At 61.4% G+C, this 13,916-nt stretch carries 13 protein-coding genes; 10 read left to right on the forward strand and 3 right to left on the reverse strand.

The window, feature by feature from the left end:
• Positions 1-102: 102 nt before the first annotated feature.
• The 5 genes from SM765_RS17640 to SM765_RS17660 all read left to right on the forward strand — a co-directional run bounded on the left by SM765_RS17640 (position 103) and on the right by SM765_RS17660 (position 4,883).
• The gene (locus SM765_RS17640; protein WP_197918524.1) at positions 103-2,040 is read left to right on the forward strand and encodes an AMP-binding protein; all 1,938 of its coding nucleotides are present in this window, start codon (positions 103-105) and stop codon (positions 2,038-2,040) included.
• The gene (locus tag SM765_RS17645) at positions 2,037-2,891 is read left to right on the forward strand and encodes an SDR family oxidoreductase (RefSeq protein WP_152467134.1); all 855 of its coding nucleotides are present in this window, start codon (positions 2,037-2,039) and stop codon (positions 2,889-2,891) included. Before SM765_RS17640 ends, SM765_RS17645 begins: the two co-directional genes overlap by 4 nt.
• On the forward strand, positions 2,875-3,600 hold the full coding sequence (locus SM765_RS17650) for a helix-turn-helix domain-containing protein (protein WP_152467133.1): 726 nt from the start codon (positions 2,875-2,877) through the stop codon (positions 3,598-3,600). Before SM765_RS17645 ends, SM765_RS17650 begins: the two co-directional genes overlap by 17 nt.
• Positions 3,601-3,621: 21 nt before the next feature.
• A complete protein-coding gene (locus tag SM765_RS17655) occupies positions 3,622-4,077 on the forward strand; it encodes a PaaI family thioesterase (protein ID WP_152467132.1) in 456 nt (151 codons plus the stop codon).
• A 305-nt stretch (positions 4,078-4,382) separates the two neighbouring features.
• Positions 4,383-4,883, forward strand: a complete 501-nt coding sequence (locus SM765_RS17660) for a DNA-3-methyladenine glycosylase I (protein ID WP_136340201.1) — start codon at positions 4,383-4,385, stop codon at positions 4,881-4,883.
• Between the two features lie 88 nt (positions 4,884-4,971).
• Here SM765_RS17660 and SM765_RS17665 read toward each other — a convergent pair whose 3' ends face one another.
• Positions 4,972-5,400 (reverse strand): MarR family winged helix-turn-helix transcriptional regulator, encoded by a 429-nt coding sequence (locus tag SM765_RS17665; protein WP_232237122.1) that lies wholly within the window; start codon positions 5,398-5,400, stop codon positions 4,972-4,974.
• Positions 5,401-5,498: 98 nt separating this feature from the next.
• Between SM765_RS17665 and SM765_RS17670 the strand changes: the two genes are divergently transcribed.
• The gene (locus SM765_RS17670; protein WP_036051600.1) at positions 5,499-5,933 is read left to right on the forward strand and encodes a DoxX family protein; all 435 of its coding nucleotides are present in this window, start codon (positions 5,499-5,501) and stop codon (positions 5,931-5,933) included.
• Positions 5,930-6,634: a glutathione S-transferase family protein gene (locus tag SM765_RS17675; protein WP_043753650.1), complete on the forward strand. Its 705-nt coding sequence runs from the start codon at positions 5,930-5,932 to the stop codon at positions 6,632-6,634. Before SM765_RS17670 ends, SM765_RS17675 begins: the two co-directional genes overlap by 4 nt.
• Positions 6,635-7,095: 461 nt before the next feature.
• Here the strand turns inward: SM765_RS17675 and SM765_RS17680 are convergent, their stop codons facing one another.
• Together SM765_RS17680 and SM765_RS17685 are read right to left on the reverse strand one after the other, a co-directional pair.
• Positions 7,096-8,616 (reverse strand): class I adenylate-forming enzyme family protein, encoded by a 1,521-nt coding sequence (locus SM765_RS17680; RefSeq protein WP_152467131.1) that lies wholly within the window; start codon positions 8,614-8,616, stop codon positions 7,096-7,098.
• Between the two features lie 26 nt (positions 8,617-8,642).
• The gene (locus tag SM765_RS17685) at positions 8,643-10,643 is read right to left on the reverse strand and encodes an NADPH-dependent 2,4-dienoyl-CoA reductase (protein WP_152467196.1); all 2,001 of its coding nucleotides are present in this window, start codon (positions 10,641-10,643) and stop codon (positions 8,643-8,645) included.
• Between the two features lie 126 nt (positions 10,644-10,769).
• Between SM765_RS17685 and SM765_RS17690 the strand changes: the two genes are divergently transcribed.
• The 3 genes from SM765_RS17690 to SM765_RS17700 are packed head-to-tail and all read left to right on the forward strand — an operon-like array spanning position 10,770 to position 13,897.
• Entirely contained in the window at positions 10,770-11,951 is a 1,182-nt protein-coding gene (locus tag SM765_RS17690; protein WP_043753664.1) for an acyl-CoA dehydrogenase family protein, read from the forward strand.
• Entirely contained in the window at positions 11,948-12,727 is a 780-nt protein-coding gene (locus SM765_RS17695) for an enoyl-CoA hydratase/isomerase family protein (protein WP_027264403.1), read from the forward strand. The genes SM765_RS17690 and SM765_RS17695 overlap by 4 nt, the downstream gene beginning before the upstream one ends.
• Positions 12,728-12,736: 9 nt before the next feature.
• Positions 12,737-13,897 carry an acyl-CoA dehydrogenase family protein gene (locus SM765_RS17700; protein ID WP_027264402.1) on the forward strand — a complete coding sequence of 387 codons (1,161 nt, stop codon included), beginning with the start codon at positions 12,737-12,739 and terminating at the stop codon, positions 13,895-13,897.
• Positions 13,898-13,916: the final 19 nt, after the last annotated feature.

Raw genomic sequence — 13,916 nt, forward strand, 5'->3', positions numbered from 1 at the left:
GCGCCGGACACCAGGCGTTGCTGCCAAACCGTGCCAAAAGAGTTACCTCCCCGACTGGCCGCGCCTTTTGTGCGGCCCTTTTTCATTCTAGAAAGGTTGCGAATGTTTCAGCCAGGCTCTGACATCCAGCGGACAAGCACTCTGACCGCATTTCTGACGGGCTGCGGCATTGACAGTTACGAGGAACTCGTCCGCCGTTCGAATGAAGACCCAGACTGGTTCTGGGGCCGGATCATTGACCATGCCGGGATACGGTTCGCGCGGCCCTACAGCCGGTTGCGAGATATCTCCGAAGGGCCCGAATCGATCCGGTGGGCCGTCGGGAGTACTTTGAATCTGACGGAAACCTGTCTTGACGCCCGAATTGTCGATGGCTTGGGCGACAAGGTCGCAATCGACTGGGTCGGCGAAGACGGAAGCCGCCGCCGCTGGACCTATTCCGACCTTACCGCCGAAGCCTCCCGCGTTGCCTCGGCCCTTGCCACGCGCGGTGTAAGGCCCGGTCAGGCGGTGGGCATCTATATGCCGATGATCCCCGAAATCGAGGCCGCGCTTCTGGGGATTGCCCGGCTGGGCGCGGTTGCGGTGCCGCTGTTTTCCGGTTTTGCGCCTCATGCCATCGTATCGCGCCTGAACGACGCGGATGCCGTGGCGGTGCTGACAGCGGATGCCACACCCCGGCGAGGCAAGCCGGTCTGGATGGAGGCGAGCCTCGCCCAGGCTTTGACCGACGTGCCATCGGTTCATACCGTGATCAGCCTGCGACGGTTCGGCGGTGCGGTAGCCGATCCCGCCCGCGATCTGGACTGGAGCGAAACCGTGGGCCGCGCCAGTCCGGAGCTTGCCGCCGTTCCGGTCAAGGCCGAAGCCACCTTTCTGATCGCCTATACGTCAGGCACCACCGGACGGCCCAAGGGCGTCGTGCATACCCATCTGGGCGTGCAGGCCAAGGCCACGGCCGATTTCCTGCTTTGCCTCGACATGAAACGGGATGACCGGCACCTCTGGATGACCGACATGGGGTGGGTCATGGGACCGCTTACCCTTTTGTCGGTGCTCTTGTCCGGTTCGACTCTGGTGCTGGCCGAGGGCGCACCATCAATGCCCGGCGATCCCTTCAGGCTGTTGCGTCTTGCGTCCGAGATGGAGGTCACGCATCTCGGCGTGGCCCCGACCCTGGTACGGCAGTTCATGACGCAGGATACTGAATCTTTGTCGGGCTACGACTTGTCGTCCCTGCGCATCGTCGCCTCGACCGGCGAGCCCTGGACCGAGGATGCCTGGCTCTGGCAGCTCGATCATATCTGTCGCCGCCGCGCCGTGCCGCTGAACATCTCGGGCGGGACCGAGCTTTTTGGCGCGATCCTGACCTCGACCGTGCTGCACGAGCTCAAGCCCGGCGGATTTTCGGCCCAGGCCCTGGGTGTCGGGGCCAAGGTTCTGCGCCAGGACGGCAGCGAAGCCGCACCGGGCGAGGTCGGCGAACTGGTCGTGACCCAGCCGCCTCTGGGTCTGACCCCGGCCATCTGGGGGGACCGCGATCGCTACCTTGAAACCTACTGGTCCACCTTCCCCGGCCTCTGGCGGCACGGCGACTGGGTGCGCTGCGATCCGGACGGGACATGGTATATCCTGGGCCGGTCGGACGACACGCTGAACATCGCCGGCAAACGCATCGGCCCGCCCGAGATCGAGGCGGCCCTGACCGAAACCGGAGAGGTGGTGGACGCCGCTGCCATCGCGGCACCTGATGACATCAAGGGCGTGGCCGTCGTCTGCGTCTGCGTGGCGGCCCCAAATGTGTCGCCGGACGCGGAGCTCGTGAACCGGCTCAAGGATCGTGTCGGAGAGATCGTCTCGAAGCCCTTCCGCCCGCGCGAGATCCACTTTGTCGAAGCGCTGCCCAAGACCCGCAGCATGAAAACCATGCGCCGTGTCGTGCGTGCCGCCTTTCTCGGTGAAGATCCGGGCGATCTGTCGTCGATCAGCAACCCGGAAACCATTCAGCCCATCGCAGACCTGCAAAAGGAAAAGTCATGATCACTGTTTTCGGAGCCACGGGCACGACTGGCGCGCCCCTCGTCGATACGCTTCTGGCAAAAGGCGCGTCCGTGCGCGCTGTCACCAGCGCCCCCTCCAAGTTAGATGCGCTAAGGGCCAAAGGATGCGAGGCGGTCGCAGCGGATTTCACGGACCCTGCCGCGCTGGCGCGGGCCTGTGACGGGGCAGAAAAGATATACCTGGTCACGCCTGCCCATCTGAACATGCGCCAGTGGAAGGCGAACGTGATCGAGGCGGCCAAGGCCGCGGGCGTGCGCCATATCGTTGTGGCCACGGGGCTTGGCGCGTCGCCCAAGGCGGGGCTGACCTTTGGAAAGTGGCATTCCGAAACCCAGGAGCTGCTGAAGCAAAGCGGCCTTGACTGGACCTTTGTCCAGCCGACCTATTTCATGCAGAACCTGCTGTGGCAGGCCGGCAACATTGCAAAGGACGCCGTGTACTATGACGATCTGGGCGGCCCCGTGGCCTGGATCGACGCCCGCGACATCGCGGATGTCGCCGCCGAGGCGCTGACCGCTCCGGGTTACGAAGGCAAGGCTCTTGGCCTGACCGGGCCCGAAGCTCTTGCAGGGGATGACATCGCGGCCCTTCTGTCCGGGGTGACGGGACGAACAGTGTCGTGCGTGTCCCTGTCGGCCGAAAATGCCAAGGCGGGCATGGTGGCTGGCGGAATGCAGGACGAGGTCGCCAGAGCCATGGTCGAATTGGCTTCCATCGCGCCCAAGGGCTACCTTGCCGGCATCGAGACCACGGTCAGTGATGTGATGGGACGCCCGGCGCGCCGATTTGCCGATTTCGTCGCCGAGAACCGGGATGCTTTCGTCAAGTAACCTGATGGAGCCGCCGCGTTATCTCGAACTGGCTCCGCCTGAGGAAGCGGCCAAACAGATCGACCATTTGTTCGTGTTCCGCGATACCGGTGTGCTGAGCGGTGGTGGACACGGGCGGTTCGCAACCGACCTCTTTACCCTTTCGGTAACGCGCGACGACAGCGGCGGCGGGCGCGTATCGCTGGCAGAACCGCGCCCCTATTTTTCGCCCCGCCCAAGGCCATTCCTGGGTGTCGTGGCCGGGCTGCGACTGTCGTCACGACCGCAGCGATTTCCCGACTCCAAAGGGCTGGACATGCTGGCCTCAGAACTGGCCCGGGTTCAGAACGGGGACGATGACCTGCCTGCGCTCATCGCGGTGCTTGACGGCCTTGCGAGAGACCTGCGCTTTGCCGCACCAACCGGAGCTTACAGCGACCGGACCAAACGTCGAAAGGTGCGGGCGGAAACCGGCGTGTCGCGGCGGCGGCTTGCGACCTTGCGACGCTTTCGCCGGGCTCTCGGGCAGCTTGCGTCAAAGACCCTGCTGCTGAGCGATCTGGCGCTGGACGCCGGATACTACGATCAATCTCACTTGTCCGCCGCTTGCCGGATCTTCGCCGGCAAACCGCCCGGCGCGTTGCGCGCTCTGTCTATTCCGCGTCGTTTTGACCTTTCGCTACAAGATACGCGCCTCAAAGACCGCCTAAGATTGGTCATTGACGAATGAAATCGAAGAGGAAGACCCGCCATGACACAATTCAAACCGAAAAACCCCGACTATGACGCACGCGTGCGCAACAGTTTCGATCGCCAGAAGGTGATGAACACGTTGGGGATCAGCATTGCCGAGTTGTTACCCGGCCGCATCGTTCTGGAAATGGCACATCAGGTTGCACTGACCCAGCAGCATGGGTTTTTGCATGCCGGAATCCTGTCGACAGCGCTGGACAGCGCCTGCGGATACGCGGCCTTTTCGCTGATGCCAGCGGACGCGGCAGTGTTGACGGCCGAATTCAAGATCAACCTACTCAACCCGGCGGACGGCGAACGGTTTCGCTTCGTCGCTGACGTGGTGAAACCAGGCAGGACGCTGACCATATGCGAGGCGCGTGCCTATGCCGTGAAGAGCCAGGATGAAAAGCTCGTCGCAACGATGACCGGAACGCTCATGGCGCTGATCGGGCGGGCGGGGGTCGCGGACTGAGCGCAACCCGGCCGCAGCACATCCGATCCGGGCGGCCGGGCCGATTATTCAGACAGCTGGATCAGCTGTTCCAGCGGCTCGCGACCTCGGCCAACCGTTTCCCGTAGGCGCGCGCGGTATCCAGATCGCCGCCAGCAGGTTCAGACCTGCCAAGCGGTAATGTTAGCCTTTAGCAGTGCGGTCGCCGATTGTCCCTCGTCAGGGTTTTTCGGAGAGCTGAGACTGTATCGTAACGGAGGATCTGGTTCAGTTTCTGTTCAAGTTTATGCGGCAGCGGCCTGATGCTGCAACCGTAATTGGAACGGATGGACGCCCACGGTGCCGATGGGCTGCCGTCACGCCGGAGTTTCCAGTCAGGGCGGAGCTGGCGCACCATTCCGGCCAAGCGCGAGAACTTTCGTGCTGCCTTCGCCGGGTTCGACTTTCGGGGAGTTGCGAACTTTGACGACAACGATATTAAGCGCCTACTTGCCGATGAAGGAATTGTTCGCTATCGAGGCAAGATCGAAGCCGTGATCAACAACGCTCGCCGTACTTTCGAGGTCGTCCAAGAGGAAGGCTCCTTCGCCGCATTCATCTGGCTATATGAACCTGCCAAGGACGACGCACTGCCACAAATGCGGTCCAAATCACCAGCGTCCGAGACCCTGTCCAAAGACCTACGAAAGCTTGGCTTCAAATTCGTGGGGCCGGCCACCGTATATGCATTCATGCAGGCCATGGGATTTATCAACGATCACGCAGAGGTCTGTTGGATGCGAAAGGACGTCGAAACAGCCCGAAACACCCTTCGTACACCGACATAGGCAACTGTCGGCCAATTAACGTGAAAAAAATTCAGGGCCACTTAGCGTGGAAAGTCACAGACAGGTTTCGCGTCAGTCGACCTAGACTTCAGAGCTTTGAGAGTAGCGAGGCCAATTGAGCGGCGTCTTTGGGTTTCAGCTTTGCGCCGATCCTTTCCGACAGAACCCGTTCATAGATCGGCCACATCGCCCTCCTGACAGATTTACCCTTTTCAGAGATAGAAATGTTTTGACCTCGCCCATCTTCCAAGCAGTCCTGTCGGTTCACCAGCCCTGCTTTCACCATACGGTTCAGCAGCCGCGAGGTACCGTATTGGGGTAACAAAATCCGGTCTTTGAGTTCGAATGGCCGGAGTCCGTCCGGGCCAGCCTTCTCGAGTTCGAGAAGCGCGTCATACCATGCAATTGGCGGGTATCCTGCCGATTTCAGAGACGTTTCGACAGCCTCAAGCAAAACGCGGCTTTTAGTCATGAGGGCTGTCCAGGCGGCCTCAGTAGCATGGTCAATCTCGTTCATATCCAGCACCTATCATGTACATGTAAGTGCATCAACCTTGACATCGCATGTGACGCGCTATATATAGATGCAACTGCATCGACATATGGGATCATATCATGTCACAATCGCACCTCACAGAATTTGGGATATTCCTGCTCCGTATAGCACTCGGGATCATGTTCCTGGCGCACAGCCTGTTTCTCAAGCTCTTCATTTTCACACTTCCCGGAACGGCGCAGTTCTTCATTTCGATCGGGCTGCCCGGCTGGTTTGCTTATATGGTCTTTGCAGTCGAGGCGATTGCCGGTGCCCTTTTGGTCCTCGGCGTACAGGCTCGGTGGGTCGCGTCGGCGACCGTGCCCATCCTGGCCGGTGCGACCTGGGCTCACTCCGGAAACGGCTGGATGTTCGGATACGAGAACGGCGGGTGGGAATACCCGGCCTATCTGACGCTGCTTGCCATCGTGCAAGGGCTTCTGGGCGACGGCCGTTTCGCCCTCAGCCCTTCCTTCGCGCCCGGTAACGTGCAGATGGCGGGAGAGACAACATGAGCCTCCACCTCATTAGCCATGCGCTCTGCCCATATGTGCAGCGCGCGGCGATCTCGCTCACTGAGAAAGGTGTCACGTTCGAGAGAACTGACATCGATCTTTCGAACAAGCCCGACTGGTTTCTTGCCATATCTCCGCTGGGCAAGACGCCTGTCCTGGTTGTGGACGGGACGCCGATTTTCGAATCTGCGGTTATCCTCGAATATCTTGAGGATACACAACCCCACGCGCTTCATCCGCACGACGCTCTCGATCGCGCCCGCCACCGTGCCTGGATTGAATTTGGATCTGCTGTCTTGAACGACATTGCGGGGTTCTACTCGGCGCCGAACGAGAAAGCGTTGGAAGAAAAAGTGGCGGCGCTCCGCGCAAAGTTCCTTCGGCTGGACGCGGAGCTTGGGGAGGGACCATGGTTCGATGGCCACCGGTTCAGCCTCGTCGATGTCGTATTCGGCCCGGTCTTCCGCTATTTCGACGTTTTTGACACCATCGGAGAGTTTGGCGTCTTCACAGGGCTTGCCCGTGTAAGGGCCTGGCGACATGAACTGGAGCGTCGGGTTTCTGTGAAGAATGCCGTCAGTGAAGATTACCCGACCCTTCTGCGTGACTTCATCAGACGGCGCAATTCTTACCTGTCCCAGATCATGCAGACAGGAGGGCCGAAGAAGACAGTTACACAGGTGCGATCGGCTGACCGCTGATCACTTGATATCGTTTTGTCGGGCCGCAGTACAGAACCGGACGTTTGAGGTCGCTTGGCGAATGTCCGCTTTGTCCCGCACATCGGATAGTCGCCGACTTTCCCTTGAAGGCCCGCAGCAGCCCCAACCGGCAATTGCCGGCAGTCCATGCCCGTCGGTGCGATGCGCCGGGTTACTGCTGCCCCCACAGCGCAACCGGGAACAAACCACCGATCGCACTGATGAATGGCTCAGGGATCTACGAATCCTCCTGAGCTCAAACACCCGGAAAACCCTAGCCGTGTAGTCCGACAGAGGGCTGCGCTTCAATCGCGGGTCAATCTATCCCAGATGGTGGATCACTTTCAGGGGGTTACTCCAAAGGGCGGGGATAAGAAGCTCGTGGCAACGAGGATAAGAACGCTTTTATCGCTATTGGGGCGAACTGGCGTGGCTGGCTGACGATCGGGTCAGAGCGAAAATTAATCTGCGAGCCGGGCTTCGAGGATATGCCGCTGGATCTTGCCGCTGGTCGATCTGGGAAAATCCTCGAACGCGATGAAGCGAATTTCGCGTGGTCGCTTATAGCCAGCGAGGCTTTCGCGGCACAAGTTCAGCAGCGCCTCGGCATCCGGCCCGTCATCGTCACAGGCGACAAAGGCCACCGGGCTTTCCCCCCATTTCGCGTCGAAGGCCCTTACCACGGCGGCATCGATCACATCGGGATGAGAAAGAAGCACACGTTCGATTTCCGCCGGATAGACGTTTTCACCTCCGGTCTTGATCAGGTATTTCGCCCGATCCACAAAGTCGACGGTGCCGTCCGCATTGCGCCGGAACAGATCGCCCATGTGGAAAAAGCCGTTGCGAAAGTCACGGGCATTGGTGTCGTCGGCGTTCCAGTACCCGGAAAACAGCGTCGGACCCCGAAGCGCCATTTCGCCCGGCGTTCCATCGGGGACTTCGCGGTCGTCGGGATCGACCAGCCGCACCTCGCAAAAGGCGCTGATGCGCTTGGACAGCCGGTCCGGGGTCACACCCGGCGCGATCAGATCGGCGGTTCCCGGCGGCAGGCCGGTTTCGGTCGCCCCGAAGGAATTCAGATAGGGCGTGTCCAGAAGACCGGTCAGTTCCGCGATCTGATGCGGCGGCACCAGATCAGCCATTGCGCCGCAAACCTTGATCCCCTTCAGCGGCAAAGGGTTGGCGTGCCGTTCGTTAATAAAAGCCTCCAGTGCCCCGGGCATCATCACGAACCAGCCGATCCTGTGGCGTGACAGCGCCTCGTTGATGACGGCGGGCTGCAGCCCGTCCACCATCACCACGGTCCCGCCCCGCAGGATCGTTGCCAGCGCATGATCGGTGGAGGCCATGTGGAACATCGGCGCCCAGGCGATGAACCCGTCGCCGGGATCCAGCGCCAGCTGGGCCGCAAAAACCATGGATCGGGCGATATGCGCGCGGTGGCTGATATGCGCCCCCTTGGGCAGGCCCGTGGTCCCCGAGGTATAGAGGATCGTCAGACCGGCCTCGGGGTCGTCAACCATGGTTCCGGTGCGCGGGTCCGGCTCGACCCCGGCAATGGCCGTTTCCAGGTCTGGCCCGACGGTTAGACAGGGTGTCGACGCGACGGCGCGGTAAGCTTCTGAAAGTTCCGGTTCGACAACCGCGAGAACCGGCTCGACCAGATCGATGCAGTGCCGCAGTTCATCGGGGGCAAGCCGCCAGTTCAGACAGGCGACGATCGCGCCGATTCCCGCTGCTGCAAGTTCGACCTCCAGGTATTCTGAGCGGTTATGCGACAGGATCGCGATCCTGTCTCCGGGCGCCACGCCTCGTGCCAGAAATACAGCCGCCAGACGATCGACCCGCTCCAGCAGTTCTGCATAGGTCAGTTTTCTGCTGCCGTCCTCGATGGCGAGGGCGCGGGCGCAGTCATGTGCGCGGGTTCGAAAGATCGAATACAGATCAGCGCGCCCCGCGCGGATGACGTCGGTCAGCATAGTTTCCCCCTTGCCCGAGCCTCGGTTCAGAGATCCTGCGCCAGGCGCACGCCCTCATCAATGGCGCGCAGCGCATCCAGTTCGGCGGCCTCCTTTGCCCCGCCGATCATCGTAACCGGGACGCCGCGCGCTACAACCTCTTTGGCCAGGGCCCGTTCCGGTTCCTGACCGGTGCACAGCACAATTGTATCGGCTGCGATGACCGTCGGGTTTCCGTCCGCGACGATGTGCAGCCCCGCATCGTCGATATGTTCATAGGTCACCCCGCCCATTGCCTCGACCCCATGTTTGCGCAGCGCGTTGCGCAGGATCCACCCTGTCGAAACACCAAGCCCCGCGCCCGGTTTAGCGGTCTTGCGCTGCAGCATGACGACCTTGCGGCGCGACGGCTTCGGTGCCAGAGGGTCGCCCGCCAGGGCACCCGAGGAGACAAACTCGGGGTCCACTCCCCAGGTTTCGCAAAAGACGTCGGAATTCGCGGTCTCGGCGGGTTTGGTCACTAGGAACTCGGCCACATCATGACCGATGCCCCCCGCCCCCATCACCACGACACGGTCGCCCGCCTCGCGGTCACCGGACAGAATTTCGGCGTAGGTCGCGACGCTGGGATGGTCGATACCCGGCAGGTCGGGAATGCGCGGCGTGACCCCGGTGGCGATGACCACATGGTCAAATCCCTCAAGATCGCTCGCCTCTGCCCGCTGTCCCAGACGCTGCGTGACCCCGTGTTTCTGCATCTGACCGGCATAATACCGCAGGGTTTCGTCGAATTCGTCCTTGCCTGGTGCGGCGCGGGCCAGATTCAGCTGACCGCCCAATTTGTCCTGCGCTTCGAACAGGGTGACATCGTGGCCCAGCCGTGCCGCCTCGGCGGCTGTGGCCATGCCCGCGGCACCACCGCCAACGACGGCCACTTTCTTTGGCGTGTCGGTTGGCGTATCCCGGAATTCCGTTTCACGCCCGGCCCTTGGATTGACCAGACATCCGACCGGCCGGTCCGAAAAAATGAAATCCAGGCAGGCCTGGTTGCAGGCAATGCAGGTGTTGATCTCGTCTGCGCGGCCCTCGCGCGTCTTTTTCACGAAATGCGGATCGGCCAGAAACGGGCGCGCCATCGAGATCATGTCCGCATCGCCAGAGGCAAGTATGTCTTCTGCAAGCTGGGGTGTGTTGATCCGGTTCGAGGCGACTACCGGGATCGACACCGCCGCTTTGACGTTGGCTGCCGCCTTGCGCCAGGCACCGCGCGGCACCGGGTAGGCGATCGTCGGCACGCGGGCCTCATGCCAGCCGATGCCGGTGTTCAGGATATCCGCACCCGCAGCCTCGATCTTGCGGGCCAGTGCGGCAATTTCTTCGGCGGGCGCGCCGCCCTCGACCAGATCGGCCGCCGAAATCCGGTAGATGACCAGAAAGTCGGGGCCGCAACGTTCGCGCACCGCGCGCACGATCTCGACCGGGAATCGGTGGCGGTTCGCGGCGCTGCCGCCCCAGTCGTCTTGGCGCTTGTTGGTGTGGGTGACGGTGAATTCGTTGATCAGGTATCCCTCGGACCCCATGATCTCGACGCCATCAAAGCCTGCGGCCAGCGCATTGGCGGCCGCTACGGCAAAATCCTCGATGGTACGGAGAATGTCGGCTTCGGTCATTTCACGCGGGATGAAACGGTTGATCGGGGCGCGGATCGGCGACGGGGCCACACACCCTTCGATCTTGGCATAGCGCCCGGCGTGGAGGAGTTGCGCGCAGACCAGGCTGCCTTCGGCCTGCACCGCCTCGCAGATCGGGCGCAGGTCAAGCGCTTCTTCCGGGTCATCGATTCTCGGACCTTCTGGATCGAATATGCCCTCGGCATTGGGCGAAAACCCGCCGGTGACCAGAATCGCCGCCTCCCCCCGCGCACGCTCGGCGTAAAACGCGATCTGTTTGGCTATGCCGTCAGGCTCGGTTTCCAACCGCGTGTGCATCGACCCCATGATGACACGATTTCGCAATGTATGCTGGCCTGCGCGGATGGGCGAGAGCATGGTTTCAAAGCTTCCATCTGGTCTATTTTTCACTTTGGTTCTCCTCCTCAAAACTGCACTTGATCTACATTCTAACATTTGTTAGATTTTTGGAAAGAAGATTTTCGCTCATGGGGAGGAGCACCGATGCAATTCCAGCCTACAGACGATCAGAAGGCGTTTCGCGAGACCGCAAAGCGCTTCGCAACTGAAAGGCTTGCGCCCACATATCAAGAACGCGCCAGCGGCCATACATTCGACCGTGCGCTGATCAAGGAGATGGGCGCACTGGGGCTGATCGGGGCCGATCTGCCCGAGGAATTCGGGGGTCTCGGCGAAAGCTCTGTCACGTCAGGGCTGATCGTCGAAGAGATCGCCTATGCCGATTTCAACGCAAGTTACGTGCAGCTTCTGGGCTCTCTCATGGGCGGAATGGTTGCCAAACATGCCTCCAAGGACATCGCGTCGGAATGGGTGCCCAAGGTTGTTTCGGGTGATGCGGTCATTGGCCTGGGCCTGACAGAGCCGCGCGGCGGTTCGGATGCGGCGAACCTGATTCTGAGGGCCGAGAAATCCGGCAACGGCTGGCGGCTGAACGGTGAAAAGACATCCATGAGTTTTGCCAGTCAGGCGGATGCGGCGGTCGTCTTTGCCCGTACCGGCGATCCTGATGGCGGCTCACGCGGGGTCAGCGCCTTTTTCGTCGATCTGAACCAGGAAGGCATCAAGCGCACCCATTTTGACGACATCGGCACCAAGCCTGTCGGGCGCGGCTCGGTTTTCTTTGACGATGTTTTCGTGCCGGCTGAAAACATGATGGCGGAACAGGACCATGCCTTTGGCACGATCATGGCGGGCTTCGACTACTCCCGCGCACTGATCGGGCTGGAGTGCCTGGGGGCCGCGCAAGCGTCGGTGGATGAAACCTGGGCCTACGTTCAGGAGCGCGAGGCATTCGGAGCCCCGATCGTGCAGTATCAGGGTGTCAGCTTTCCCTTGGCCGAGGCCGAGACCCAACTGACCATGATGCGCCAGCTTTGCTATTACACGTTGGACCTGCGCGACCGTGGCCTGCCCCACACCTCTCAGGCCGCCATGTGCAAATGGTACCTGCCCAAAACCGCCTGCGAGATCCTGCACCAGTGCCTGATCCTGCACGGACATTACGGCTACACCACCGACCTGCCCCACCACCAGCGCTACAACGATGTGCTCGGCTTGCAGATCGGTGACGGCACCGCGCAGATCCAGAAGCTGGTGATCGCCCGCGAGAAGGTCGGTCGCATGGCGCTGCAGTATGACAAGAAGGCGAAGGGAGCCTCGAAATGAGCGACCCCATCCTCGTCACTTCCGAGGGCAACACCGGCATCATCGAACTGGCCCGCCCCGAGAAATTCAATTGCCTGTCACTTGAGGTGCATGAGCGTATTTCTGTCGCGCGTGCGGAATTCGAGGCGAACCCCGCTATTCGGGCGATCCTCATCCGGGCGCAGGGCAAGCACTTTTGCACCGGTGCCGATCTGGTGGAAGTGAAAGGTAAATTGAACGATCCCGCCGCGCTGGACCATTTCATCGCCTTTGGCATGAACAACCTGCGTGCGCTCGAAACCTCCTCCCTCCCTGTCGTGGTGGCAGTGCAGGGGTTGTGTCTGGCCGGCGGGATCGAACTGATGCTGGCATGCGATGTGTGTTTCGCGGCCGAAAGCGCCCAGTTTGGCGATCAGCACGCGCAATTCGGGCTGATTCCCGGTTGGGGTGGCTCGCAGCGGTTGACACGGTTGATGGGGCAGCGCAGGGCGCTCGACCTGATGTTCTCGGCCCGCTGGCTCAAGTCGGACGAGGCCAAAGAGGCCGGATTGGTCAACTACATCGTGCCGGATGCGGACCTGCACAAGTCTGCGCTGGAATACTGCGAGAAAATCGCCACCCGTTCACGTCCCGGCATCGCCGAGATGAAGCGGTTGGCGCGCGAAGGCGCGGACCTTGGTATCGACCAGCAGATGCGGCTTGAGCGCGATGCCGCCGTGCGCGCACTGCCCAGCGATGACGTGGCCGAGGGCCTCGATGCATTCGAGAACCGGCGCGCCCCCGAATTCAAGGCTTGAGGACGAAGCATGGATTTCATTTTGAACGACGAACAACGCCAGATTTACGACTATGGCGGCCAGCTGGCGCAGAAGTTCGACAACGATTACTGGCTGAGACACGCACGCAAGCACGAGTTTCCGCACGAAATGTTCCGCCAGATCGCCGATGACGGCTTCCTCGGCATCATGGTGCCCGAGGAATATGGCGGCGCGGGCCTTGGTATGACCGAAATGGCCCTGTTCATGGAGGGCACCGCCAATCACGGCATTCCTCTTTTGATGATGGTGGTCGGGCCGACCATGTCGCTGGCCCATATCGCCAGCCACGGGAGCGAGTTCCACAAGAAAGAACTGCTGCCGGCTGCCTGCCGCGGTGATATCCAGTTCTGTTTCGCGATCACCGAACCGGGGGCCGGGTCTAACACGATGAAGGCCACTACGCTGGCCAAGCGTCGAGGCAACCGGTTCAGCCTGTCGGGCGAAAAGACCTTCATCACCGGGGCCGAAGTGGCCGACTACTGCCTCGTGGTGGCGCGGACCAAACCGCATACCGAGGTCAGCCGCAAGACCGACGGCTTTACCCTGTTCGCCGTGGATCTGAAGAAAAAAGGCGTCGACAAGCAGCGGGTGAAGATCTCGATCCCCCTGCCCGAGGAGCAGTGGACACTGTTCTTCGACGATGTGGATCTCGGCCCCGAGGATGTGGTCGGCGAGGTGGACGAAGGGTTCTCGATCCTGTTCGACAGCCTCAACCCCGAGCGTATCATCCTGGCCGCCTTGTGCTGCGGCATCGGCCGGTTCGCCCTGAACAAGGGCGTGGCCTATGCCTCCGAGCGCAATGTGTTCGGCCAACCCATCGGTGCGCACCAGGGCGTGCAGCATCCGATGGCCAAGGCGCACACAGCGGTCGAGATGGCCAGTCTGATGACCCGGCGCGCGGCATGGGAGTTCGACAACAAGCTGCCTGCCGGTGCGTCGTCGAACATGGCGAAATATGCCGCCGCCGAAGCCGGGATCGAAGCGGTCGACGCGGCGCTTCAGGCGCATGGTGGATCGGGCTTTACCGAAGATACGGGACTTTACGAAATGTACCCGCTGGTCCGCCTGCTGCGCACAGCGCCGGTGAACCGCGAACTGTGCCTGAGCTTTATCGGCGAAAAGGTCATGGGCCTGCCACGATCCTATTGATCGCCACGGCTTGGAACGG

It is taken from the genome of Pseudophaeobacter sp. 1A09344, assembly GCF_041008745.1.
In the GTDB taxonomy this organism is placed as follows: Bacteria; Pseudomonadota; Alphaproteobacteria; order Rhodobacterales; family Rhodobacteraceae; genus Phycobacter; species Phycobacter gallaeciensis_A.

What these genes read in the sequence shown, in the direction of transcription:
- SM765_RS17640 (WP_197918524.1), top strand. Translation starts at nt 103, where the DNA reads ATGTTTCAGCCAGGCTCTGACATCCAGCGGACAAGCACTCTGACCGCA.
- SM765_RS17645 (WP_152467134.1), top strand. Translation starts at nt 2,037, where the DNA reads ATGATCACTGTTTTCGGAGCCACGGGCACGACTGGCGCGCCCCTCGTC.
- SM765_RS17650 (WP_152467133.1), top strand. Translation starts at nt 2,875, where the DNA reads ATGCTTTCGTCAAGTAACCTGATGGAGCCGCCGCGTTATCTCGAACTG.
- SM765_RS17655 (WP_152467132.1), top strand. Translation starts at nt 3,622, where the DNA reads ATGACACAATTCAAACCGAAAAACCCCGACTATGACGCACGCGTGCGC.
- SM765_RS17660 (WP_136340201.1), top strand. Translation starts at nt 4,383, where the DNA reads ATGGACGCCCACGGTGCCGATGGGCTGCCGTCACGCCGGAGTTTCCAG.
- SM765_RS17665 (WP_232237122.1), bottom strand. Translation starts at nt 5,400, where the DNA reads ATGAACGAGATTGACCATGCTACTGAGGCCGCCTGGACAGCCCTCATG.
- SM765_RS17670 (WP_036051600.1), top strand. Translation starts at nt 5,499, where the DNA reads ATGTCACAATCGCACCTCACAGAATTTGGGATATTCCTGCTCCGTATA.
- SM765_RS17675 (WP_043753650.1), top strand. Translation starts at nt 5,930, where the DNA reads ATGAGCCTCCACCTCATTAGCCATGCGCTCTGCCCATATGTGCAGCGC.
- SM765_RS17680 (WP_152467131.1), bottom strand. Translation starts at nt 8,616, where the DNA reads ATGCTGACCGACGTCATCCGCGCGGGGCGCGCTGATCTGTATTCGATC.
- SM765_RS17685 (WP_152467196.1), bottom strand. Translation starts at nt 10,643, where the DNA reads ATGCTCTCGCCCATCCGCGCAGGCCAGCATACATTGCGAAATCGTGTC.
- SM765_RS17690 (WP_043753664.1), top strand. Translation starts at nt 10,770, where the DNA reads ATGCAATTCCAGCCTACAGACGATCAGAAGGCGTTTCGCGAGACCGCA.
- SM765_RS17695 (WP_027264403.1), top strand. Translation starts at nt 11,948, where the DNA reads ATGAGCGACCCCATCCTCGTCACTTCCGAGGGCAACACCGGCATCATC.
- SM765_RS17700 (WP_027264402.1), top strand. Translation starts at nt 12,737, where the DNA reads ATGGATTTCATTTTGAACGACGAACAACGCCAGATTTACGACTATGGC.